This is a genomic window from Amycolatopsis sp. NPDC003731 (assembly GCF_053586895.1).
On the sequence record NZ_JBSFNC010000046.1, the window covers coordinates 1 to 20,677 of the forward strand.

The following is a 20,677-nucleotide window of genomic DNA, read 5'->3' on the forward strand; positions in this document are numbered from 1 at the left end:
ATATCATAATTTACAAACATGACCTGATGAACTTCGTACGCCTGGTTGTCAGCAGCACGCTTTCCCGCCTTGACACACCCGGTCGACGACTGAGAATCCCACCGGAGGGGCGGGGGAGGTCGGACCCGCTCTGCCGCGGCAGAAAAGACAAAAGCGTCCTCGCCGGACAGGCAGGCTCCGGGATGACCACCGGCTACCGCTGCTGGCCCACGTTGGGTGGGTGGGCCGCGGGGTGGTCATCCCGTCGCCTGAATCGAGGCCTATCACTTTGAGCCGGGCCCGCAAGCCCGCGTCGTCAGCCAGCCCCGCGCGGTGGGTTGCGGGCCCGGCTCAAAGTGATTTGACGGCCTCAGGCGACGGGATGACCACCCAGCTCCTCTATTTTTGCGTCAGCGGACTGCGTCCAGGGCGTTCACCAGGCCGTGGCCGTAGTACGAATTGTTCTTCGCCGGGCCCGTGCACGCCTCTTCCGTCGATGCGCACTTCACCACGTCCGCTTCGCTCTCCAGGATCTGCGTCAGGAACCTCGGGGATGCTCCGCGGAACTTCGATGCCAGGAGCGCCGCTACCCCTGCCGCGTGGGGGGATGCCATTGATGTTCCGCACTTCGAGCCGTACTGGCCGCCGACCACCGATGACAGGGGGCAGGCCGGGCCCGCTCCTTCCGGCGGTGACTGCTCGAACGCGCCGCCCGGGGCCGTTACCTCGATCTCGCCGTAGTTGCTGAAGTCCGACTTCGTGCCCGCGTAACCGACCGAGGACACCGTCACCACTTCGTCAGCCATGCCCGGGAGGATGGCGCACGACGCGTCCACCGGGTGCGGGCGGTTCTTGTCCGTGGTCTGGTTCGTCAGGTCCAAGCTGTCGTTGCCCGCCGCCGCCACGTTGAGCACTCCTCGGTGCGTCGAGTACGCCACCGCCCTGCGGATCGCCTCGAACGCCGCCGCGTCTCCCGGCTGCTTCGGGCAGTAGAACATCCCCGGGTCGATGTAGTAGCTGTTGTTCGTCACCGCGAAGCCGTGCTCCGCCGCCCAGACGAAGCCGCAGACCGCCGACTCCGGGAAGATGTAGCCCGCGTCGTTGACCACCTTCACCGAGGCCAGCCGGACGCCCGGGGCGATGCCCGTGAAGCCCGCCGCCGGGTCCTTGCCCGCGATCGTGCCCGCCACGTGCGTTCCGTGGTCCGAAGTCGTCGGCTGCCACGAGGCCGGCGTCAGGTCCGGCGCGCCCGTCACGCAGCCCGCCGACGAACGAACGTCGAGGGCCGCCTTGAGCGCCGGGTGCGTTGCCTCGATGCCCGAGTCGAGCACGCCGACCGTCACCGCGCGGCTGCCCTGGTAGATCTTGTTGGCTTCCGGCGCGTGGATCGCCTTCATGTCCCACTGCTGCGCGGACAGGTCACCGGCCGCGGCGACCGAGCGGGTGTCCTCCAGCGTGCGCACCGCGCCCAGCGAACGGGCCGAGGCACCCTGGGAGGCCACGTCCTTGGCGCCCGAATAGGCCCGGTAGACGCCGATCTTCTGCTGGAAGTCCGCATTGCGCGAGCTGGCGATCGCGACGCCGATCGGCGCGTAGTACGCGACCTTCGTGCCGCACTTGGCCGCCAGCTCCTTGTCGACGGCCGACGCGCGGGTGCCCGGCTGGTACGTCACGACGTAGGTGTACGGCGTGCTCGTCGTGTCGCAGGCAACCGGCGCGGCCTCCGCGGCCGGGGCCACCGCGAACAGGCCGCCTCCGACGGCCAGTGCAAGCGGGGCCGCCATTCGACGTAAACGGGACATTCCACCTCCAGGGTCTGTGGCGTCAACCTAAACCGGCCCCGGAAGCCGCGCCACCGACCAAAGTCAGGAGGAGACCCGCGCGGTCGCCCGGACGCCGCGCCAGCCGAGCACGCCGATGATCGTGCCGAGCACGAACGAAACGACGGTCAGCACGGCGTGCACCACGAAGTAGGCGGTGGGCGAGCCGTCGGGGGTCCAGGCCCGGTCGCTGTCCCACAGGTTCTTGGCGAAGGTGATCCAGATGATCCACGACCACACACCGAAGGCCAGCAGGAACAGCGAGGTGCCGCGTGAAATGCGCATGCCCCGTAGTATGCGGCGGCGGTCGCGACGCTAGATTGCGTGGGTGCACTCCGTTGTTTCCCGGTCGCTCAAGGTCTTCACGACGACGCTCGCCGCCGCCCTCCTGGCCCTGAGCTCGCCGGCGCTGGCGGCCGCGGCGCCGCAACAGGGTCAGTGCGCGAACCGCCAGGCACCCCCGCCGCCGGTCGACACGTCGGAGAAGCCCGCGCCGGGCAAGCAGGCCCCGGCGCCGCTGGCGGTGCCCGCGGTCCCGGTCGGCGGCCCCCGGATGGCCGAATGCGGCCTGATCACCCCGGACGGCGCGCTCAACCCGCCGGACGGCAACACCGCGGCGTCCTGGGTGGTGCAGGACCTCGACACCGGCGCGGTGGTCGCGGCGAAGGACCCGCACGCCCGGCAGCGGCCCGCGTCGCTGATCAAGACGCTGCTCGCCCTGGTCGTCGTCACCCAGCTGGACCCGCAGCAGCCGATCGTCGCGACGAAAGAGGACGCCGAGCAGGAGTGCACCTGCGTCGGCCTCGTCGCCGGCGGCCGGTACACCGTCGACCAGCTGCTGCACGGCCTGCTGATGCACTCGGGCAACGACGTCGCGCACGCGTTCGCCACGGTGCTCGGCGGGGTCGACGCCACGGTGGCGAAGATGAACGCGCTGGCCGCGAAGGTCGGCGCGCTCGACACGCGCGCCGCGACGCCCTCGGGCCTGGACGGGCCGGGCATGTCGACCTCGGCCTACGACCTCAGCCTGATCTTCCACTACGCGATGAAGCAGCCGGAGTTCGCGAAGGTCGTCGCGACGAAGAGCTTCGAGATCCCGGCGACCGGCGGCAAACCGGCCATCCCGATCTTCAACGACAACAAGCTCCTGGGCGTCTACCCCGGCTTCCTCGGCGGCAAGACCGGCTTCACCGACGACGCCCGGCACACCTACGTGGGCGCGGCGCAGCGCAAGGGCAAGCGCCTCGCGGTCGTCATGCTGCGCGCCGAGCAGAAGCCGACGAAGGTGGTCGACCAGGCGGCGAAGCTGCTCGACTACGGCTTCGCGCTCGAGGAGGACCGGGCCGTGCCGGTCGGCCAGATCACCTACCAGGCACCGGCCGCGACACCGTCGAGCGAAGATCCGTCCGTGCTCGCCGACGGCGGCACCGGCAACAGCGGCACGTCCTCGGCCGCGTCGGCGGCGAAGGAGGACCCGTTCGGCGTCACCGGCTGGATCATCACGCTGGTGGTGTTCCTGATCATCGTCGGCGGGTTCGTGGTCGGGCACCAGCGCAAGAAGGCCGCGGGCTAGCGGAAACCGGGCCCCGGCTCGGGCGTCACCCGATCGGTGGCGATCGCGCCGCCGCAGTGGCCGCAGGCGACGTACGTCCCGCCGATCTCCCCGCAGTCGTGGTGCCGCAACAGGACCGGTGGTCCCTCGGGGCCGGCGAGGTGCCGGTCCCCCCACTGCATGAGCGTGACGACGGCACCGAAGAGATCCCGCCCGGCGGCGGTCAGCACGTATTCGGGCACCGGGTCGACCCGCTCGAGCACACCGGCGTCGACGAGCGTCTTCAGCCGCGCGGACAACGTCGGGCGCGGGATGGACAGGTTGCGCGCGAACTCGCCGTAGCGGCGCACGCCGAAGAACGCCTCCCGCAGGATGAGCAGGCTCCACCGCTCGCCGACCAGGTCGAGCGCGCGGCCGACCGAGTCCGCCGTGAACCGGTGCTCCAAGCCGGTCACAGCTGTTCCGTCCGGGCCGGGACGCCCAGCAGGAGCTTGCCGGAGAGCTCGTAGCTGGCCGGGTTGACCTGGAAGTGGGCGGTCGCGGTGTGCGCGTCGCGGAACCGGCGTTGCAACGGCGAAGTCTCGTAGATCGCCGCGCCGCCGCCGAGGTCGTACATGCTCTCGGCGACCTTCGCGGCGGTACGCGTCACGTGTGTCGCAGCGAGCCGGAGGCCCAGTTTGAGCGCGTCCGGGACCGGTTCGCGGCCCTGCGCGGCCTGCCAGGCGTCGTCGATGCTCGTGTAGAAGAGCAGCCGCGCGGCACGCAGGGCCGCTTCGGCCTCCGCGACGGCGGCTTGGGTCGCCGACCTCTCGGCCAGCGACCGGCTGGAACCGAGCGGGGTGCGCGTCGAGGCGAGTTCGACGAGGTCGTCGATGGCGCCGCGCGCGTTGCCCAGCGCGGCGGCCGCGACGGACAGCGCGAAGAACCCGAAGAGCGGGAACCGGTGCAGCGCAACGGCTTCCGGCGGCGGACCGGCCAGCACCGAGAAGACCCGGTGATCCGGGACGAACAGGTCGTCGGCGACGCAGTCGTGGCTGCCGGTGCCGCGCAGGCCGTTGGTGTGCCAGGTGTCGAGCACCGCGATGTCGGCCTTCGGCAACGCGGCGACGTAGAGCGCCTTCTCGTGGACGAACCCGGCGAAGAGCCAGTCGGCGTGCGGGATGCCGCTGCAGAAGGCCCATCGGCCGGTGACGAGGTAACCGCCGTCGATCTTCCGGCCGCTCCCGCGTGGCGCCCAGACCCCGGCGGCGACCGTGCGCGGGTCTCCGAAGACCTCCTCGGCGCACTTCCGCGGGGCGTAGGCCGAGAGCAGGCTGCTGGTCACGGCGATCGAGACGCACCAGCCGGCCGAGGCGTCCCCGCGGGCGACCGTCTCGGCGGTTTCGAGGCTGACGGCGGGCGGCACTTCGGGGCCGCCGAGGTAGCCGGGGACGCCGGTGCGGAACAGCTGGGCGTCGGTCAGCTTCGCGACCAGTTCGGGCGGCAGGGCGCGCTGCCGCTCGGTGACCGGGGCGAGGGTCTTGGCGAGGTCGGCACACTCGCGGGCGGCGTCCAGCAGCACGAAACCCTCCGGTTCAGATTTCTTACCGGTTCAGTTTCTTTACTGGGCGCGTGGCTGTCAAGACTTGCGGCGCCCACCCAGCCAGGCGAGCAGCGCACCGGCGCTGAAGGCCCCGGCGACGGCGCCGAGGCCGGGCCCACGCTGGAGGGTGACGTTCTGTTCGAGCCGAACCGGCGGCGGAGGCGCGATGACCTTGCGTTCGTTCTCCTCGGCCGTCGCAGTCCAGGCCGTGACGAGCAGGAGGAAGCGCGAGACGAGGTTGGCGAACACGAGCAGGCCGATGACCGGCCCGAACAGCGCGAACGCGGGCGACTTCGTCACGCTGGCCAGGTAGATCGTGGCGGCCTGCTGCAGCACGACGAACCCGACCGCGGCGAACACGGCGCCCTTCACGGCACTGCGCAGCGCGACGCGTTCCCGGGGCAGGCGGGCGATCACCCAGAGGAAGACGAGGGTGTTCGCGGCCAGCCCGAGGACGATGGTGGCGCCCCGGAGCAGGACGATCGCCCAGGTGGCGTGTTCGAGCCCGACGAGTTCGAGCAGGAACTGCCCCACGCCACCGCCGATCGCGGTCAGCGCGAAGGAGACGATGAGGGCGACCCCGAGCCCGATCAGCGCAACGAGGTCCTTGAGCGTCTGCTTGACGACCGGCTGCGGCTGTTTTTCCTGGCCCCACTGCGCGGTGAGGGCGTCCCGCAGGTTCGACATCCACCCGACGCCGGAGTAGAGGGCGATGAGCAGACCGAAGATCCCGATCCCGCTCCCGGACTTGAGCGCGGCGTCGACGATCCCGGTGACGAGGGTCTGCAGCCCCCCGGGCACGGACTTCTTGATGCCGTCGGAGATCTGCCGGATGATGTCCGGATCGTTGTTGACGGCCAGCCCCACAACGGCGAAGGCGACCATCAGGATCGGGATGACGGAGAGCACGCTGAAGTAGGTGATGGCGGCGGCGTAGTGGTTGCCGTACCGCTCGGTGAAGGCATCGTTGGCCCGGATGAGGTGATCGAGCCACGGGTACTTCCGCCGCAACCGCGGCAGGAGCTTTTCCTCTTCTTCAGTCGCCACCGTGAAACGCTAACCACGCAAGGTGAACCCCGCAACGCGAGCGGCCGGCGTGGGGGAGGTCAGTTCGGCGTGTGGTCCGTGGCCGCCGTGATGAGCGGCGCCGCTGCCCGCAAGTTGTCCACAACGTCAGCCGGCTGTGGATCAATTGTCCCGCTTCTGGTCGGGAGGCAGGATTTGTCGGTGGGTGCCGATAGACTGGACTTGGGCACGCCCCCAGGGAGGGTGGGGACTGCGGCAGAGTCGGAGTGACCTTTCAGCTGCTCACCGGTCTGAACGGCACGCGGACGCCCAGACCTGCACTCCACCCAGACCTCCCCCGCCGCCCCGATCCGAAGCCAGAACACGGTCGGTGGTGCCGGGTCAAGGCACGCTTTCCCGCCTTGACGCGGTGCTACCGGCCGTAGTGACAATCCCGGCTTCGGGGTGGTGGGCACGCCACGGGAAAGGCGCGCCACACTTCACGTGACCAAGGTCAGCAGCGCGGGATAGGCGTCCACCGCGGTGAGCACCGGCGCCCCTCGACCTGCCGCGAACGCGGCGACCGCCTCATAAGCCTCATCCAGCTCCCGCTCGGTCAGCGGCACGGCCGACTCGATCTCCGACGAACCACGCGCGGCGAAGCGGCGGCGGACCTCCTCCCGCCCCGGCAGCAACACGACCTCGTGGAAAGTCGCCCCGCACTCGGCCGCCAGCGCCTCGAGCCGTTCCGGGAACCCGGCCCGCGCCACCAGTTGCGGCACCACCACGTCGTGCCCCGCGCCGAGGTGCGTCCGCGCTGCCGCCAGGGCGATCTCCCGCGCGAGCCGGCCGGCCTCGCCCGGCGCTGATCGCCAGGCGCCGAGCATCGCCCGGATGCGGTCCACGTCCAGGGCCAGCGCCGGCGGGTGGTGGTCGGCGTAGCGCCGGGCCAGCGTCGACTTGCCGCTGGCCGGCGGGCCGTTGAGCAGGATCAGCTTCACCGCACCGGCGGCAGGAACCCGATTCGCTGGTACGTCTTGGCCAGCGTCTTCGACGCCACCTCGCGCGCTCGTTCGGCGCCCGCGGCGAGGACCTTGTCCAGCTCCGCGACATCGTCCAAATAGGACTTGGCGCGCTCCTGGATCGGGGTCACCCACTCGACGAACACCTCGCCGAGGTCCTTCTTCAGGTCGCCGTAGCCCTTGCCCTCGTACGCTGCTTCGAGGTCCGGGATCGTCCGGCCGGTCAGGGCCGAGTAGATCGTCAGGAGGTTCGAGACGCCCGCCTTGTTCTCCGCGTCGAACTTGACCTCGCGGCCCGTGTCCGTCACCGCCGAGCGGAGCTTCTTCGCCGAGCGCTTCGGGTCCTCGAGCAGCTCGATGATGCCGTTGACGTTGGACGCCGACTTGCTCATCTTGGCCGTCGGTTCCTGCAGGTCGTAGATCTTGGCCGTGTCCTTGATGATGTACGGCTCCGGCACCACGAACGTCTTGCCCAGCCGGTTGTTGAAGCGCTGCGCGAGGTCGCGCGTCAGCTCCAGGTGCTGGCGCTGGTCCTCGCCGACCGGGACGGCGTCGGCCTGGTAGAGCAGGATGTCCGCGGCCTGCAGGACCGGGTAGGTGAACAGGCCGACGCTGGAGCGGTCGGAGCCCTGCTTCGCCGACTTGTCCTTGAACTGCGTCATCCGGCCGGCCTCGCCGAAGCCGGTCTGGCACTCCAGCACCCAGCTCAGCTGCGCGTGCTCCGGGACGTGGCTCTGCACGAAGAGGGCACTGCGCTGCGGGTCGATGCCGATGGCGAGCAGCTGCGCGGCCGAGACGCGGGTGCGCTGGCGCAGCACCTTCGGGTCCTGCTCCACCGTGATCGCGTGCAGGTCGACGACGCTGTAGAACGTCTCGTGCGTGTCCTGCAGCTTCACCCACTGGCGCAGCGCGCCGAGGTAGTTGCCGAGGTGGAACGAGTCGGCGGTCGGCTGGATCCCGGACAGGACCCGCGGGCGGCGCTCTGCGACGGTCTGCTCTTCGGACACGTCAGGATTCTTCCAGGCCGGGACGAGCGGCGGGCGCCGAGGGCCCTCAGGCGTTCGGGCGCTGGGTGAGGAACGGGCGGGTCGGCGTCGCGTCGGGCTCGCCGAGGACGGCTTCGGCCATCGCCGTGACCGGGTCGGGCACCTCCGGCACCGCGGGGGCGGCCTCGGCCAGCCGGGTCTTGCGGCGCTGGCGCAGCACACCGAGCGTCATGCCGACGATGCCGAGCGCAACCGCGACCAGCCCGACGGGGCCGAGCACGCCGAAGGCCTCCACGTTGGTGTCGGCCTGCGCTGTCGTCGTGTCGGCGGCGAACGCGCTGCCGCCGGCCAGGAGCAAGCCTGCCGGGACGAGCGCGGCCACCACGGCCGCGCGGGAACCGCGCAGGGTGGACCGCAACAGGGTTCGACCTGGGTTGCGCACCGGAGTGCCTCCCGCGAGTAACGCTCACCCATCCGAGTGAGACGTTGCGTGCTACTGGTCAGAAAACTACCGAGCGTGTCAAGACCTGCCGGTTCTGATCAACTCGGAAGCGAGGGTAGCGCTCATTCCGTAATACGCTTCCGGCGCCCCCGGGGTTCACTTTCGCCACCCGGGTGGGTGAAGTCGTTACTACTTGAAGTAGAGCGTGACCGGACAGTGTCCGATCGAGGGTCACCCGTTCTTCGCAGCATCCGCTCACGCTGCGACGTTCGCCGCAGTGCCCACTGCTCCGATCGCGTCCACCTGTTCGGAAAACTTTTCACCGGATAGTGATTGGTCTATACCTCTTGGAGTAGTTGCCGAGTCCGTCCGGACCGCGCCCGGACGGCGTGACAAGAGGAGTTCCGCATGGCGATCACCCGCTTCCTGAAGCGCGCCGGAGTGGCGATGAGCGCGCTCGTCACGGCCGTCGCACTGGCCCCGGTCGCCTCCGCTGCGTCCTTTGTGGTCAGCGAAGCGCAGTTCGGGCAGATGTTCCCGGGCCGCAACACCTTTTACACCTACAGCGGCCTCACCGCGGCGCTGTCGGCCTACCCCGGTTTCGCGAACACCGGCGACGACACGGTGAAGAAGCAGGAAGCCGCCGCGTTCCTCGCGAACGTCAGCCACGAAACCGGCGGGCTGGTGTACGTCGTGGAGCAGAACACCGCGAACTACCCGCACTATTGCGACACGAGCCAGCCGTACGGCTGCCCGGCGGGCACCGCGGCGTACTACGGCCGCGGCCCGATCCAGCTGAGCTGGAACTTCAATTACAAGGCGGCCGGCGACGCGCTCGGCATCGACCTCCTCGGCAACCCGTACCTGGTCGAGCGGGACGCGGCGGTCGCGTGGCAGACCGGGCTCTGGTACTGGAACACCCAGAGCGGCCCCGGCACGATGACGCCGCACGACGCGATGGTCAACGGGCGCGGCTTCGGCGAGACCATCCGCAGCATCAACGGTTCGATCGAGTGCAACGGCGGCAACCCGGCCCAGGTGCAGAGCCGGATCGACCTGTACACGCGGTTCGCCGGGATCCTCGGCGTCCCGACGGGCGGCAACCTCTCCTGCTGACCGTCCTACCGGGGGAAGTCGATGTCGTAGGTCGCGGTGACGGGCGCGTGGTCGGACCAGCGCTGGTCGTAGGCGGCCGCTCGCTCGACCACGACGTCGACGACCTTCTCGGCGAGGCCGGGCGTCGCGAGCTGGCAGTCGATGCGCCAGCCGGAGTCGTTGTCGAAGGCCTGGCCGCGGTAGGACCACCAGGTGTACGGGCCGGGGCCTTCGGGATCGAGCCGGCGCTGGACGTCGGTGAAGCCGGCCTCGGTGTAGACGCGGCCGAGCCAGGCGCGTTCTTCGGGCAGGAAGCCGGAGTTCTTGCGGTTGCCGCGCCAGTTCTTGAGGTCGACGGTGTCGTAGGCGATGTTCCAGTCCCCGACCACGACGGCTTCCCGCCCGTCGGCGGCGGCCTTCGCCCGGAGCTCGACGAGGTAGGGCAGGAACGCGGCCATGAAGCGTTCCTTTTCGTCCTGACGTTCGGTGCCGACGTCCCCGCTGGGCAGATAGAGGCTCGCGACGACGACGTTCGGCAGGTGCACCTCGAGGTACCGCCCGCTGTCTTCGAATTCGGGCTCCCCGAAGCCGACGCGCACCTCTTCGGGCTCGACGCGGCTGTAGACGGCAACGCCGTTGCGCCCCTTGGCGGCCGAGGGGGCGTGCACGGAGAACCACCCCTCGGGTTCGACGACGGCGGCGGGCAGCTGACTGGCTTCGGCCCGCACCTCCTGGCAGGCGACCACGTCGGCTTGGGTGGCGGCGAGCCACTCGACGAAGCCCTTCTTGGCGGCGGCGCGGAGGCCGTTGACGTTCACGGTGGAGACGGTCAGCACGGACTGCACGCTACCCGGCGGAGTGTCCGGGCCGCGGGGCCGGTGAGGTGACCGGCGGCAGGCGCGGTGCCGGTTCTGCCAGACTGCCGCGCATGGGTGATCTGACTGTGCTCGGCAGTTGTGGCGCGTGGCCGGAGCCCGGACGCGCTTGCGCCGGTTTTCTGTTGTCGCACAACGGGTTTCGCGTCGTCCTCGACCTCGGGTACGGCACCGCGCCGCGGCTGTTCGCGCACTGCCGCGGCGGGTTGCCGGATGCGGTGATCGTGACGCACGAGCACCCCGACCACTGCGCCGACGTGAGCGCACTCGGGCGCGCGTGGCACTACACCGTCCAGGTCGACGCGCCTTCGGCACGGCTGCCGCTGCACTGCACGCCCGGGACCATCCGGAGGCTCGAGGCGATGGAGCCCAGGCCGCATCCGACGACCCTTTTCGACGTGCACGACCTCAGCGAGGCGGCCGACGTCGGGCCGTTCCGGCTGACGTCGTACGCGTTGCCGCACCACCAGCCGAATTTCGGGGTGCGCCTGGTTGCGGACGGGCTGACCGTCGCCTACACGGGTGACACGGGCCCGTCGCCGGCGCTGGCCGAGCTCGGGCGCGATGCGGACCTGTTCATCTGCGACGCCACCCTCAGCACCCCACCACCGGAGGGCGAGCCCCGCTACCTGATGACGGCCGCGGAGGCGGGCCACTGGGCGGAGAAGGCTGGAGCGCGAAGGCTCCTGCTCACGCATTTCTGGCCCGGCACCGACCGCGCCGCGGCAGCCGAGGAGGCGCAGGGCGAGTTCCGTGGCGAGGTGGTGGTGGCGGAGGAGGACCTTGTCATCGCGCTCTGACGCCTGATGGAGTGCAGGGCCCGGCTGATTGATCGTCGCCTCGCTGACCGCCGGGCTCGCCCGACCGGCTGACCGCCGCCTCGCCGACCGACCAGCCGCCGCCTCACCCAGCCGCCGCGCCCGCCCAGCCAGCCGCCGCGCCCGGCCGACCGCCACGCCCGACCGCCTCGCCCGGTCGGCCGGCCAACCGCCGCCTCACCCGCCAGGCCGACCGCCGCCGCGGCCGCGGCCGGCCAGCCGCTGCCGCGATCGGCTCACCGCCTCGCCCGACCGACCGGCCGCAGCGCCCGGTTAAGCGCCTCACCCAGCCGCCGCCGCGCCTGCCGGCCGCGGCCGCGCCTGGCCGGCCGCCCCCTCGCCTGACCGGCCGACCGCCGCCGCTCACCCGCCTGGCCGGCCCCCAGCCGCTGCCGTGCCTGGCTGACCGCCGCCTCACCCGGCCGACCGCTGCCGCACCCCGGCACCCGGCACCCGGCACCCGGCACCCGGCACCCGGCACCCGGCACCCCGGCACCCCGGCACCCCGGCACCCCGGCACCCCGGCACCCCGGCACCCCGGCACCCCGGCACCCCGGCACCCCGGCACCCCGGCACCGACGATCGTCCCTCGTGCTCCGACCCCCGTCTGAGCACGTCCCCAAGGCTCGATCCCCCGCGCCGCACGGCCCGCGAGACTCCCCCTGGAGACCCCGCGGACACCCCGGCCCATGCCGCGATTCAGTTGTCGCCCGCCCCCGGACGTCCCCTCCTTCCCACGGCCCCCAACGGCCGCCACCTGCGGTTTTCGACGTGATCAGTTCTATCACCCACCACCGACAAAAACCGGGCCTTGACCACCGAAGCTACTTTCATTAGCTTTTAAGCTATGCCAAGTAGCCACCATGTCGCCTAGAGCCGGCCTGACCACCGATGCCGTGGTCGAGCTGGCGATCGCCCTCGTCGATGAAGGCGGGCCCGGCGAGCTCACCCTCGCCAAGGTCGCCGACCGTGCCGGGGTTGCCGCGCCCTCGCTCTACAAGCACGTCAAGAACCTCGCCGACCTTCGGCGGCTCATCGACCTCCGGGTCGTCAAAGAAATGGCCGAAACCCTCAAGAACGCCGCCACCGGGCGGGAGGGCGGGGACGCCGTTGCCGCCCTGGCCGACGCCTACCGGCGCTACCTGCAAGCCCACCCGCACCGCACCCACGCCCTGACCGCCGCCCCCGATCAGGGGGATGTCGAGCTCAGCAGCGCCACCCATGCCGTTGCCGAAGTCGTCTTCGCCGTCCTGCGGCCCTTCGGCTTCGATCACGCCCGATCCGTCCACGCCACGCGGTGCATCCGCGCCGCCGTTCACGGCTTCGCGAGCCTCGAAGCCTCCGGTGGCTTCGGGCGCCCCGAAGACGTCGGCGAAAGCTTCGAAGTGCTCAAGAAGATGCTCGTCCAGGGCCTCACCGACTACGCGACGAACCACCCGGAGAAACGATGACCTTCATCCTCGCCGTCCTCCTCTTCACCGTCGGGCTCGGCGTGCTCGACACGCGCTTCCCCTGGACGGAGGCCCGCCGATGATCGCCGGGCACTTCGGGCTGGCCGCCGCCGTCAAGGCGGGCCGTCCGGCCATTCCCGTGTGGACGCTCATGCTCGCCACCGCCTGGCTCGACGTCGTCTTCGTGCCGCTCTACCTGAGCGGCGTCGAGACGATCGACGGCGAAGGCTACGGCGGCGGCGTCATCCACGCCGACTACACGCACTCGCTCGTCGGCGCGCTCGTGCTCGCCGCGCTCTTCGGCGCCGTCGCCGCCAAGTGGCTCGGCCGCGAAGCCGGGCTCGTGCTCGGCGGGGTCGTCTTCTCGCACTGGCTGCTCGACCTCGTCGTGCACCGCGCCGACCTGCCGATCCTGCCCGGCAACGCCGGTGATCTGCCCGTCTTCGGCTTCGGGCTCTGGCGGCTGCCCGCCGTCTCGGCCGTCGTCGAACTGCTGATGCTGGCGGTCGGGATCGGCCTCTACTGGCGCGCCGCCACGAAACGGGACCCGAAACGCGCGCGGACGCTCGGCCTGTCAGCCGCGGCCTTCGGCGTCGTCACGCTCGCGGCCGACCTGATCGGCCTCTGAAACCTCAGCAGGCGGAGCCGGCGACGGGCTGGGTGAACTCGGCGGCCACCCACTTGTTGTCGGCCACCTTCCGGAAGCCGGCCTGCACACCCGGCAGGACGTCGAACTGGGCGTCACGCAGGTACTTGCCGACGACCTTGGCGTTGCCGTCGGCCGCTTCGCGGGCGTTGAGGACGTCCGCGGTCACCGTCACCTTGCAGCCGGTGGCCGACGCTCCCGACGCCTGCTTGCCCGACGAGTTCACGTACACGATGACGATCAGGACGAGCGCGCCCAAGATGAGCAGAGTCTTCTTCGACATGCCTTCCTCCAACCCGCGAGCCCGTCCCCACGCCAAGGGTAGGCAATCCTTTACCCCGACGGCAGCGCCGGACGACGCAACCACCCGGAGGCGCCAGCGACGTCACCCCGTGTGATCAAAGAGAAAGCCCCTCCCCGGCGAACCGGGGAGGGGCCCTCAGAGCACGAACTCAGCCCTGGGCGATCTTCTTCGCCAGGTTGTCGTCCAGCGTCGCGAGGAACTCCTCGGTCGTCTGCCACGGCTGGTCCTTGCTGATGAGCAGCGCGAGGTCCTTCGTCATCTGGCCGCTCTCGACGGTCTCGACGACGACCTGCTCCAGCTTGTTCGCGAAGCCGATCAGCTCCTGGTTGCCGTCCAGCTTGCCGCGGTGCTCGAGGCCGCGGGTCCAGGCGTAGATCGACGCGATCGGGTTGGTCGACGTCGGCTTGCCCTGCTGGTGCTGGCGGTAGTGCCGGGTGACCGTGCCGTGCGCGGCCTCGGCCTCGACGGTCCGGCCGTCCGGCGTGCGCAGCACCGATGTCATCAGGCCGAGCGAGCCGAAGCCCTGCGCGACCGTGTCGGACTGGACGTCACCGTCGTAGTTCTTGCACGCCCAGACGTAGCCGCCCTCCCACTTCATCGCCGCGGCGACCATGTCGTCGATCAGGCGGTGCTCGTAGGAGATGCCCTTGCTGTCGAAGTCGGCCTTGAACTCGGCGTCGAAGATCTCCTGGAACACGTCCTTGAACATGCCGTCGTAGGCCTTGAGGATCGTGTTCTTGGTCGACATGTAGACCGGCAGGCCGCGGTCGAGGCCGTACTGCAGCGACGCGCGCGCGAAGTCCTCGATCGACTTGCGGTAGTTGTACATCCCCATGGCGACGCCGCCGCCCTCGGGGAACTTCGCGACCTGGAACTCCATCGGCTCCGACCCGTCCTCCGGGGTGAAGCTGATGGTCAGCGTGCCGGGGCCGGGGACCTTGAAGTTGGTCGCCTTGTACTGGTCGCCGTGGGCGTGGCGGCCGATGATGATCGGCTTCGTCCAGGTCGGCACCAGCCGCGGGATGTTCTGGATGACGATCGGCTCGCGGAAGATCACGCCGCCGAGGATGTTGCGGATCGTCCCGTTCGGGGACAGCCACATCTTCTTGAGGCCGAACTCCTCGACGCGCGCCTCGTCCGGGGTGATGGTCGCGCACTTGACGCCGACGCCGTGCTTCTTGATGGCGTTCGCGGAGTCGATGGTGACCTGGTCGTCGGTGCGGTCCCGCTCCTCGATGCCCAGGTCGTAGTAGTCCAGGTTCACGTCCAGGTACGGGTGGATCAGCTTGTCCTTGATGAACTGCCAGATGATGCGGGTCATCTCATCGCCGTCGAGTTCGACGACGGTGCCCTGGACCTTGATCTTGGCCATGAGCAGCGGTGCTCCTTCCGCGGATCTTCGCGTTCTTCGATACGTCTCGCCGGTAGCGGTACAAGCGTACTGCTTGACGCACCTGGATGGTTCAAGTAGTGGTCGGCATCAAGTCTCCACCCGCGCTTTGTGGCGCGGATCACCGGGCACGGCCCGATCCGACCGCTCGCCGAGCGACCATCGCTTTTCGGGCGTGAACCAGGGCACGATGCCACCCGTGAATTCTTGATGCGGGAGGTGACGGCCATGTCGACCCATCGGTACGCCGGCTACGAAGACGACTACGAGAACGACTACCAGGATTCCGGTGAGCCCGGTGACGTGCTCGACGAGCGGCCGCGCCGCGGAGCCGCGCACGTCGTCAGCGCGCTCGGCGGGCTCGTGCTGACGCCGGTCGCGCTCGGCCTGCTGAGCTGGGGCGGCCTGCGCCAGCAGCAGCTGATCCAGGCCACGCTGAGCACCAACCGCGACGCCCTCGGCATCGCGCTGCTGGCCGGCGGGGCGATCCTGCTGCTGGTCGTCGCCGCGCTCGGCGCCCTGTCGGCGGTCGGCCCGATCCTCGGCGGCCTGATCTACGGCGTGCTGCCCGGCGTCGCCGCGATGGCCATGCCCGAATGGGGGTTCCGGCTGGTCAACCTGATGCCGAAGAGCGACATCGCCTACGGCGTCATGGACTTCCTCTTCATCGGCGGCCTGCTCGGCGTCGGCTTCCTGCTGGTCGGCAGCGGACTGGCCAACGCCCTGGTCCGGCGGCGGCGCGAAGGCTGACCCACGCCGGTGGCATCATCGGCGGATGGGACTGTTCACCGTCACCGAGGCCCGCGCCGAACTGGCGCGCCTGCGGCCGGTCCTCGACGAACTCGTGCGCGTCCGCGCCGACGCCGCCGAGCTCGCGGCGTCGCTGCGACCGGGCGGCCGGGCCACCGAGCTGGGCGGCCTGCCCGAGTGGAAGGCCGCGCAGGCCCGCCTCGACGACCTGATGACGACGGTCCAGCGCACCGGCGCCGAGCTCAAGGGGTTCGCGCCGCTGCTGGTCGACTTCCCGGCGGAGCTGGACGGCACCGACGTGCTCCTGTGCTGGCTGGAAGGGGACGGCGAGCTGGCCTGGTACCACCGCGCGGACCTCGGGTTCGCCGGCCGTCGCCGCCTGAAAACCGCTGGTGGGCCTGGCTAGGTTGGGTTCGTGAGCGACGAATCCCGGGCCGCGTTCTTCGACGGTACAGCCGAGCACTACGACGACGACACGTTCCACGCCTCGGTGGCCGCCGCGCTGGTCGAGCCGCTGCCGTCCGGCCCGGAACTCGTGCTGGACGTCGCCACGGGGACCGGCTTCGCGGCGTACGCGGCGTTGCAGCTGAAGCCCACGCGCGTGCTGGCTGTCGACCTGTCGCCGGCCATGGTCGCGCGGGCCGAGGCGAAGGCCGCCGCGCAGGATCCGGCCGGCCTCATCACGTGGCAAGTCGGACCGGCGGTGCCGATGCCGGCGCCCAACCACTCGGCCGACGTCGTGCTGTGCGCGTCCTCGCTGCACTTCCTGGGCGCGGTGGCGTTCGCGGACTGGCTGCGCGTGCTGAAGCCGGGCGGGCGGCTGGCGTTCTCGGTGGTGTCCGGGGCGCGGTTCAAGCCGTCGGGGCCGTTCGCCGCGTTCGTGCCGGACGACCTGTCGTTCCCGCTCGACGAGGCCGGCGCCGCGGCGCTGGCCCACGGCTTCGTCGATGTGTCGGCGAAGACCTTCACCGCCGACGACGGCGAGCGCGTCCGCAGCGTCTTCGTGGTGCACGCGACGGCCCCCTGACTCAGGCCTGGAAGTGGACCTCACCGCGGGTGGCCGGGGCGTCCGGGCTGCCGCAGTGCTGGACGAACGTCAGGTCGACGTCGGTCGCCCAGCCGTTCGCGTCCAGGTCGAGCCGGTCGATCGTGAAGTCGGCGTACGCCTCGCTGCAGACGTTGCCGTGGGTGTAGACGAAGATGCCCGGTGTGGTCAGCTCCTGGTCGCTCTGCCAGCGGAACCGCGCGCCGGTGTACGTGCCGGTGTGCAGGGTCTCCCCCGTCGGTGCGCTCAGCTCGACGCGCAGGTCCTTCAGACCCGACTGGACATCGACCTTCAGGACGCCGTCGTACTCCCACACGGCGATCTCGTCGCCCGGAGCCACGTAGTGGGCGCTGCCCTCCAGCGGCCAGGCGCCCTGCTCCGAGGTGTAGTCGACCGTCTGCAGGGGGTCCGCCGAGGCGACCGGCACGAGGGCCGAGCCCAGTCCGGCCGCCTGGCAGCTCACCCTCCCGGGAGACAGGGGGTTTTACTCAACGGTGCAGCGACGCGCCCTTGAGGATCTTGTCGACGGCGTTCTTCGGCCCGTGCACCGCGAGCCCGGCCAGCGCCAGCTTCTCCCCCGGCACCTCGCGGACCGCCGCGCGGTTGTCGGCGTCGTTGCCCGTGTGGAACAGCTCGTCGGTGAAGATCGAGAACCGGAGGCCGCGGCCGAGCGCGCGGGCGTGGGCCGCCGTGAGGACGGCCGCCGTCCCGGAGAAGACCAGCACCGGCTGGCCGAACATCGGCAGGTACTCGGTGCCGTCGGCGTCGGCGTACGGCTCGCCCATCAGCTCGGGCGTCACGTGGGCGATGCCGCTCACCAGGAACGCCGTGACGTTCAGCCGCTGCCAGGACGCCAGGTCGTCGCGGAGCAGGACGGCGATCTTCGTGTCGAAGGAACTCATGCCGGTCACGATCGCCCGGGCGCGACGACCGCGTCTTGTACGTTCTTGACATGGCGGACGTCGCGGCTTGGCGGCCGGCGGTCCCGGGAATCGCCGAGGTCTTCCACGCGCGCTTCACCACGCACGCCTACCCGCTGCACACGCACGACACGTGGACGCTGCTGATCGTCGACGACGGCGTCATCCGCTACGACCTCGACCGCCACCACCACGGCGCGCTCGGCCCGGCCGTGACGCTGCTGCCGCCGAGCGTCGCCCACGACGGCCGCGCCGCGACCAGCCACGGCTTCCGCAAGCGCGTGCTCTACCTGGACACGCCGGTGCTCGGCGAAGACCTGATCGGCGCGGCGGTCGACCGGCCGAGCCTCGCCGACGGCCTCCTGCGCACCCGCATCCACCAGCTCCACGCGTCCCTCGCCGAGCCCGGCGACGCGCTGGAGGCCGAGAGCCGGCTGGTGCTGGTCGCCGACCGCCTGCGCACCCACCTGGGCAAGCCGGCGTCGCACGAGCCGAAGCGCGGCCTGGCCGACGACCTCCGGGACCTCCTGGACGCGCGCCTGCCGGAAGCGCTGACGCTGGCCGAAGCGGGCGAGACGCTCGGCGCGCACCCGGCGTACCTCGTCCGCTGCTTCGGGGCGCGGTTCGGCCTGCCGCCGCACCGGTACCTGACCGGCCGCCGGGTGGACCGGGCCCGCCGCCTGCTGCTCGACGGCACCCCGGCCGCGGAAGTCGCGACGGCGGCCGGGTTCACCGACCAGGCCCACCTGACCCGGCACTTCAAGCGGTACCTGGGGACGACGCCGTCGCGCTACGCGAAAACCCGGTGACGACGTCGTTACGATCCGGACATGGGGTTCCTCGCCAGGTTCGGCGGCCTGCGGTCCGCGGTCGTCGTCCTCACCGGCATGACCGCGCTCCAGATGGCGCTCATCGCGTTCGGCAACATCACCGACTTCGGCACGAACCAGGCCTTCGTCCAGCACGTCCTCGCCATGGACACGACGTTCCGCTCACCGGACACGATGTGGCGCGCGATCACCGGCACCGGCCTGCATAACGCGGCGTACGTGGTGATCATCGCGTGGGAGACGCTGACGGCCCTGGTCCTGATCGCGGCGTTCGTGGCGTGGCTGCGCGGGAGTGCCTCGGCCCGGCGCCTGTCCACACTCGGCTGGGTGATGTGGGTGCTGCTGTTCGGCGTCGGCTTCCTCGCCATCGGCGGCGAGTGGTTCCAGATGTGGCAGTCGGACAAGTGGAACGGGCTGCAGCCGGCGCTGCAGAATTTCCTCATCGCGACGGTCGCGCTGGTCGTTGCGCACCTGCCGGAGCGGGAGAGCACGTAGGAAGACGGGTCGTTGTGTCAAGATGACGGCATGCTGCGCGAACTGCACCTGACCGGCGACCCGGCGGCCGACGAGCTGCTGAACGACGACCCGTTCGCCCTGCTCGTCGGCATGCTGCTGGACCAGCAGTTCCCCATGGAGCACGCCTTCATGGGCCCGCGGAAGATCGCCATCCGGATGGACGGGTTCTCCCTGGCGAAGATCGCCGCGACCGACCTCGAGGAGTTCGTCGAGCTCTGTGTGGTGCCGCCGGCCATCCACCGGTACGGCGGTTCGATGGCCCGCCGCGTCCACGCGCTCGCCCAGCACATCATCGAGAAGTACGACGGCCGCACCGAGGGGCTCTGGCTCGACGGCCGCCCGAAGCCGGACGGCCCCGAGGTCCTCAAGCGGCTCAAGGCCCTGCCCGGGTTCGGGGAGCAGAAGGCCAAGATCTTCCTGGCCCTGCTGGGAAAGCAGCGCGGCATCCAGCCGAAGGGCTGGCGCGAGGCGGCCGGCGCGTACGGCGACCGGGGTTCGCGCCGGTCGATCGCCGACGTCACGAGCGCCGAAACCCTCGCCGAGGTGCGCGCGTTCAAGAAGGCCGCCAAGGCCGCCGCGACGACCGGCTAACGCACCCAGACGCGCAGGGGTCCGAGCGCCGAAGCTCCGTGGTCCAGCGCGATGCGCAGCGCGTCGCCGTGTTCGTAGCCGACCACCGGGAGGCCCGGGAACGCCGCCGCCACCGCTGCCACCGCGCCGGGCCACGCCGAGGCCGGGCCCGCGAAGTTGGACAGCCCCACCACCTCCTCACCGCGGTGGGCGACGACCAGCGCCGGGCCGCGGGACAGCACCGCCACCGAGGTGTCGACCGGGAAGCCGTGCTCGGTCGCCCGCCGCCAGCCCGGCTCGGGGACGCCCGGCCCGCACGCGATCCACGTGGCTTCGAACAGCACCGAGAACCCCGGCAACGCCAAGGTCGCGAAGCTGTCCTTGACCGAACACCCCGCCGAGGCGTCGACGAACGGGAGGATGTCGGCGGCGGTGGCGTCCGGGGTCAGCGTCACCGCGTCCGGGTAGTACTCCGGTGTGCGGGACGGCGAAGTCCACGCCCGCGCGCCGAACTCCCCGCCGCACACCAGATCGCACCACGCCGCGTTCTCCGCGACCGTCCACTCGAGACTCGTCACAGCAGGCCCGCCAGCTTGTACAGCACGAGGCTCCCGGCCACCGCGACGTTCAGGCTGGCACCGGTGCCGACCATCGGGATCTCCACGACGCTGTGACAACCGGGGCTCCGCCCCGGGCCGGGGGCTTCGCCACCCGGACCCCCGAAAGCGCTGTCGAGCAGGTCGAGAGCCTCCGGCGGGATCCCGGTCTGCTCATGACCGAGCACGGCGATCGTGCGGCCGCGGGCGGCAGGCAGGTCGGCCAGCCGGACGGCTTCCTCGGCCAGCTCGACGCCGACCACCTTCGTGCCCGCCGCGCGTTCGCGGGCCAGCCAGGCCGATGGGTCGTGCACCCAGTGCACGCAGGCCGGACGCCGCAACGTGTTCCCCCTCCGCAACGCTTCGGGCACCCACGGGAACCGCGGCACGGCGAGGCACGCGCCGACGGCGTCGCAGGTGCGCAGGAGCGTGCCGAGGTTCGCGCCGTGCAACGGCCACAGCGGGGCGGCCACCAGGTGCCCC

General features: G+C 70.8%; 26 protein-coding genes. 11 read left to right on the forward strand and 15 right to left on the reverse strand.

Going from position 1 to position 20,677, the window contains the following annotated elements; genetic code table 11:
- Window positions 1–389 precede the first annotated feature (389 nt).
- Window positions 390–1,781: a S8 family peptidase gene (locus ACWDN5_RS20725; RefSeq protein ID WP_449677433.1), complete on the reverse strand. Its 1,392-nt coding sequence runs from the start codon at window positions 1,779–1,781 to the stop codon at window positions 390–392.
- Between the two features lie 63 nt (window positions 1,782–1,844).
- Window positions 1,845–2,084 carry an SCO4848 family membrane protein gene (locus ACWDN5_RS20730; RefSeq protein WP_310967462.1) on the reverse strand — a complete coding sequence of 80 codons (240 nt, stop codon included), beginning with the start codon at window positions 2,082–2,084 and terminating at the stop codon, window positions 1,845–1,847.
- Window positions 2,085–2,127: 43 nt separating this feature from the next.
- On the opposite strand from ACWDN5_RS20730, the gene ACWDN5_RS20735 reads away from it, so the two are divergent.
- Window positions 2,128–3,372, forward strand: coding sequence for a D-alanyl-D-alanine carboxypeptidase family protein (locus tag ACWDN5_RS20735; RefSeq protein WP_310967464.1), 1,245 nt, complete (start codon window positions 2,128–2,130; stop codon window positions 3,370–3,372).
- Here the strand turns inward: ACWDN5_RS20735 and ACWDN5_RS20740 are convergent.
- The 6 genes from ACWDN5_RS20740 to ACWDN5_RS20765 form a co-directional block, all read right to left on the reverse strand.
- Window positions 3,369–3,806, reverse strand: coding sequence for a winged helix-turn-helix transcriptional regulator (locus ACWDN5_RS20740; RefSeq protein ID WP_310967465.1), 438 nt, complete (start codon window positions 3,804–3,806; stop codon window positions 3,369–3,371). The genes ACWDN5_RS20735 and ACWDN5_RS20740 overlap by 4 nt on opposite strands.
- Window positions 3,803–4,912 (reverse strand): acyl-CoA dehydrogenase family protein, encoded by a 1,110-nt coding sequence (locus tag ACWDN5_RS20745; RefSeq protein ID WP_449677434.1) that lies wholly within the window; start codon window positions 4,910–4,912, stop codon window positions 3,803–3,805. Before ACWDN5_RS20745 ends, ACWDN5_RS20740 begins: the two co-directional genes overlap by 4 nt.
- Window positions 4,913–4,969: 57 nt before the next feature.
- Window positions 4,970–5,980, reverse strand: coding sequence for an inner membrane protein YhjD (gene yhjD / locus ACWDN5_RS20750; protein ID WP_449677435.1), 1,011 nt, complete (start codon window positions 5,978–5,980; stop codon window positions 4,970–4,972).
- A 458-nt stretch (window positions 5,981–6,438) separates the two neighbouring features.
- Window positions 6,439–6,939, reverse strand: coding sequence for an AAA family ATPase (locus tag ACWDN5_RS20755; protein WP_449677436.1), 501 nt, complete (start codon window positions 6,937–6,939; stop codon window positions 6,439–6,441).
- Window positions 6,936–7,967: a tryptophan--tRNA ligase gene (trpS, locus tag ACWDN5_RS20760; protein ID WP_449677437.1), complete on the reverse strand. Its 1,032-nt coding sequence runs from the start codon at window positions 7,965–7,967 to the stop codon at window positions 6,936–6,938. The genes ACWDN5_RS20755 and trpS overlap by 4 nt, the downstream gene beginning before the upstream one ends.
- A gap of 46 nt (window positions 7,968–8,013) precedes the next feature.
- Window positions 8,014–8,364 (reverse strand): hypothetical protein, encoded by a 351-nt coding sequence (locus tag ACWDN5_RS20765; RefSeq protein ID WP_449677438.1) that lies wholly within the window; start codon window positions 8,362–8,364, stop codon window positions 8,014–8,016.
- 471 nt (window positions 8,365–8,835) lie between these two features.
- Between ACWDN5_RS20765 and ACWDN5_RS20770 the strand changes: the two genes are divergently transcribed.
- The gene (locus tag ACWDN5_RS20770) at window positions 8,836–9,504 is read left to right on the forward strand and encodes a chitinase (RefSeq protein ID WP_396136871.1); all 669 of its coding nucleotides are present in this window, start codon (window positions 8,836–8,838) and stop codon (window positions 9,502–9,504) included.
- A gap of 5 nt (window positions 9,505–9,509) precedes the next feature.
- Here ACWDN5_RS20770 and ACWDN5_RS20775 read toward each other — a convergent pair whose 3' ends face one another.
- On the reverse strand, window positions 9,510–10,328 hold the full coding sequence (locus tag ACWDN5_RS20775) for an exodeoxyribonuclease III (protein ID WP_449677439.1): 819 nt from the start codon (window positions 10,326–10,328) through the stop codon (window positions 9,510–9,512).
- Window positions 10,329–10,411: 83 nt separating this feature from the next.
- Here ACWDN5_RS20775 and ACWDN5_RS20780 point away from each other — a divergent pair, with 83 nt between their 5' ends.
- The 3 genes from ACWDN5_RS20780 (at window position 10,412) to ACWDN5_RS20790 (ending at window position 13,255) form a co-directional block, all read left to right on the forward strand.
- On the forward strand, window positions 10,412–11,158 hold the full coding sequence (locus tag ACWDN5_RS20780) for an MBL fold metallo-hydrolase (RefSeq protein ID WP_449677440.1): 747 nt from the start codon (window positions 10,412–10,414) through the stop codon (window positions 11,156–11,158).
- Window positions 11,159–12,072: 914 nt separating this feature from the next.
- Complete coding sequence (locus ACWDN5_RS20785) at window positions 12,073–12,627, forward strand: WHG domain-containing protein (RefSeq protein WP_449677441.1); 555 nt, start codon at window positions 12,073–12,075, stop codon at window positions 12,625–12,627.
- Window positions 12,628–12,706: 79 nt separating this feature from the next.
- A complete protein-coding gene (locus tag ACWDN5_RS20790; RefSeq protein ID WP_449677442.1) occupies window positions 12,707–13,255 on the forward strand; it encodes a permease in 549 nt (182 codons plus the stop codon).
- Window positions 13,256–13,259: 4 nt separating this feature from the next.
- Here the strand turns inward: ACWDN5_RS20790 and ACWDN5_RS20795 are convergent, their stop codons facing one another.
- Window positions 13,260–13,556, reverse strand: a complete 297-nt coding sequence (locus ACWDN5_RS20795) for an SH3 domain-containing protein (RefSeq protein ID WP_310967484.1) — start codon at window positions 13,554–13,556, stop codon at window positions 13,260–13,262.
- A gap of 169 nt (window positions 13,557–13,725) precedes the next feature.
- Complete coding sequence (locus tag ACWDN5_RS20800; protein WP_310967486.1) at window positions 13,726–14,949, reverse strand: NADP-dependent isocitrate dehydrogenase; 1,224 nt, start codon at window positions 14,947–14,949, stop codon at window positions 13,726–13,728.
- Window positions 14,950–15,195: 246 nt separating this feature from the next.
- Between ACWDN5_RS20800 and ACWDN5_RS20805 the strand changes: the two genes are divergently transcribed.
- Genes ACWDN5_RS20805 through ACWDN5_RS20815 form a run of 3 tightly spaced genes read left to right on the forward strand, consistent with a single transcriptional unit; the run spans window position 15,196 to window position 16,744 of the window.
- Window positions 15,196–15,717 carry a hypothetical protein gene (locus tag ACWDN5_RS20805; protein ID WP_310967487.1) on the forward strand — a complete coding sequence of 174 codons (522 nt, stop codon included), beginning with the start codon at window positions 15,196–15,198 and terminating at the stop codon, window positions 15,715–15,717.
- A gap of 25 nt (window positions 15,718–15,742) precedes the next feature.
- The gene (locus tag ACWDN5_RS20810) at window positions 15,743–16,123 is read left to right on the forward strand and encodes a DUF2203 domain-containing protein (protein ID WP_449677443.1); all 381 of its coding nucleotides are present in this window, start codon (window positions 15,743–15,745) and stop codon (window positions 16,121–16,123) included.
- Window positions 16,124–16,132: 9 nt separating this feature from the next.
- On the forward strand, window positions 16,133–16,744 hold the full coding sequence (locus tag ACWDN5_RS20815) for a class I SAM-dependent methyltransferase (RefSeq protein ID WP_449677444.1): 612 nt from the start codon (window positions 16,133–16,135) through the stop codon (window positions 16,742–16,744).
- A 1-nt stretch (window position 16,745) separates the two neighbouring features.
- Here ACWDN5_RS20815 and ACWDN5_RS20820 read toward each other — a convergent pair whose 3' ends face one another.
- Window positions 16,746–17,225 (reverse strand): hypothetical protein, encoded by a 480-nt coding sequence (locus tag ACWDN5_RS20820; RefSeq protein ID WP_449677446.1) that lies wholly within the window; start codon window positions 17,223–17,225, stop codon window positions 16,746–16,748.
- 25 nt (window positions 17,226–17,250) lie between these two features.
- Window positions 17,251–17,664, reverse strand: coding sequence for a DUF2000 domain-containing protein (locus ACWDN5_RS20825; protein WP_310967492.1), 414 nt, complete (start codon window positions 17,662–17,664; stop codon window positions 17,251–17,253).
- A 50-nt stretch (window positions 17,665–17,714) separates the two neighbouring features.
- On the opposite strand from ACWDN5_RS20825, the gene ACWDN5_RS20830 reads away from it, so the two are divergent.
- Genes ACWDN5_RS20830 through ACWDN5_RS20840 form a run of 3 tightly spaced genes read left to right on the forward strand, consistent with a single transcriptional unit; the run spans window position 17,715 to window position 19,619 of the window.
- Window positions 17,715–18,491 (forward strand): AraC family transcriptional regulator, encoded by a 777-nt coding sequence (locus tag ACWDN5_RS20830; protein ID WP_449677447.1) that lies wholly within the window; start codon window positions 17,715–17,717, stop codon window positions 18,489–18,491.
- A gap of 21 nt (window positions 18,492–18,512) precedes the next feature.
- Window positions 18,513–19,007, forward strand: a complete 495-nt coding sequence (locus tag ACWDN5_RS20835) for a DUF2165 domain-containing protein (RefSeq protein ID WP_449677448.1) — start codon at window positions 18,513–18,515, stop codon at window positions 19,005–19,007.
- Between the two features lie 30 nt (window positions 19,008–19,037).
- On the forward strand, window positions 19,038–19,619 hold the full coding sequence (locus ACWDN5_RS20840; RefSeq protein WP_449677449.1) for an HhH-GPD-type base excision DNA repair protein: 582 nt from the start codon (window positions 19,038–19,040) through the stop codon (window positions 19,617–19,619).
- On the opposite strand, the gene ACWDN5_RS20845 is transcribed toward ACWDN5_RS20840, so the two are convergent.
- Both ACWDN5_RS20845 and ACWDN5_RS20850 read right to left on the reverse strand, forming a co-directional pair.
- A complete protein-coding gene (locus ACWDN5_RS20845; RefSeq protein ID WP_449677450.1) occupies window positions 19,616–20,176 on the reverse strand; it encodes a hypothetical protein in 561 nt (186 codons plus the stop codon). The genes ACWDN5_RS20840 and ACWDN5_RS20845 overlap by 4 nt on opposite strands.
- On the reverse strand, window positions 20,173–20,667 hold the full coding sequence (locus ACWDN5_RS20850) for a TrmH family RNA methyltransferase (RefSeq protein WP_449677451.1): 495 nt from the start codon (window positions 20,665–20,667) through the stop codon (window positions 20,173–20,175). The genes ACWDN5_RS20845 and ACWDN5_RS20850 overlap by 4 nt, the downstream gene beginning before the upstream one ends.
- Between the last annotated feature and the right edge of the window lie 10 nt (window positions 20,668–20,677).

Excerpts from the sequence above, each read along its gene's own strand:
- ACWDN5_RS20725 (WP_449677433.1), bottom strand. The coding sequence starts at position 1,781 with ATGTCCCGTTTACGTCGAATGGCGGCCCCGCTTGCACTGGCCGTCGGA.
- ACWDN5_RS20730 (WP_310967462.1), bottom strand. The coding sequence starts at position 2,084 with ATGCGCATTTCACGCGGCACCTCGCTGTTCCTGCTGGCCTTCGGTGTG.
- ACWDN5_RS20770 (WP_396136871.1), top strand. The coding sequence starts at position 8,836 with ATGAGCGCGCTCGTCACGGCCGTCGCACTGGCCCCGGTCGCCTCCGCT.
- ACWDN5_RS20780 (WP_449677440.1), top strand. The coding sequence starts at position 10,412 with ATGGGTGATCTGACTGTGCTCGGCAGTTGTGGCGCGTGGCCGGAGCCC.
- ACWDN5_RS20790 (WP_449677442.1), top strand. The coding sequence starts at position 12,707 with ATGATCGCCGGGCACTTCGGGCTGGCCGCCGCCGTCAAGGCGGGCCGT.
- ACWDN5_RS20795 (WP_310967484.1), bottom strand. The coding sequence starts at position 13,556 with ATGTCGAAGAAGACTCTGCTCATCTTGGGCGCGCTCGTCCTGATCGTC.
- ACWDN5_RS20800 (WP_310967486.1), bottom strand. The coding sequence starts at position 14,949 with ATGGCCAAGATCAAGGTCCAGGGCACCGTCGTCGAACTCGACGGCGAT.
- ACWDN5_RS20805 (WP_310967487.1), top strand. The coding sequence starts at position 15,196 with ATGTCGACCCATCGGTACGCCGGCTACGAAGACGACTACGAGAACGAC.
- ACWDN5_RS20810 (WP_449677443.1), top strand. The coding sequence starts at position 15,743 with ATGGGACTGTTCACCGTCACCGAGGCCCGCGCCGAACTGGCGCGCCTG.
- ACWDN5_RS20825 (WP_310967492.1), bottom strand. The coding sequence starts at position 17,664 with ATGAGTTCCTTCGACACGAAGATCGCCGTCCTGCTCCGCGACGACCTG.
- ACWDN5_RS20830 (WP_449677447.1), top strand. The coding sequence starts at position 17,715 with ATGGCGGACGTCGCGGCTTGGCGGCCGGCGGTCCCGGGAATCGCCGAG.
- ACWDN5_RS20835 (WP_449677448.1), top strand. The coding sequence starts at position 18,513 with ATGGGGTTCCTCGCCAGGTTCGGCGGCCTGCGGTCCGCGGTCGTCGTC.
- ACWDN5_RS20840 (WP_449677449.1), top strand. The coding sequence starts at position 19,038 with ATGCTGCGCGAACTGCACCTGACCGGCGACCCGGCGGCCGACGAGCTG.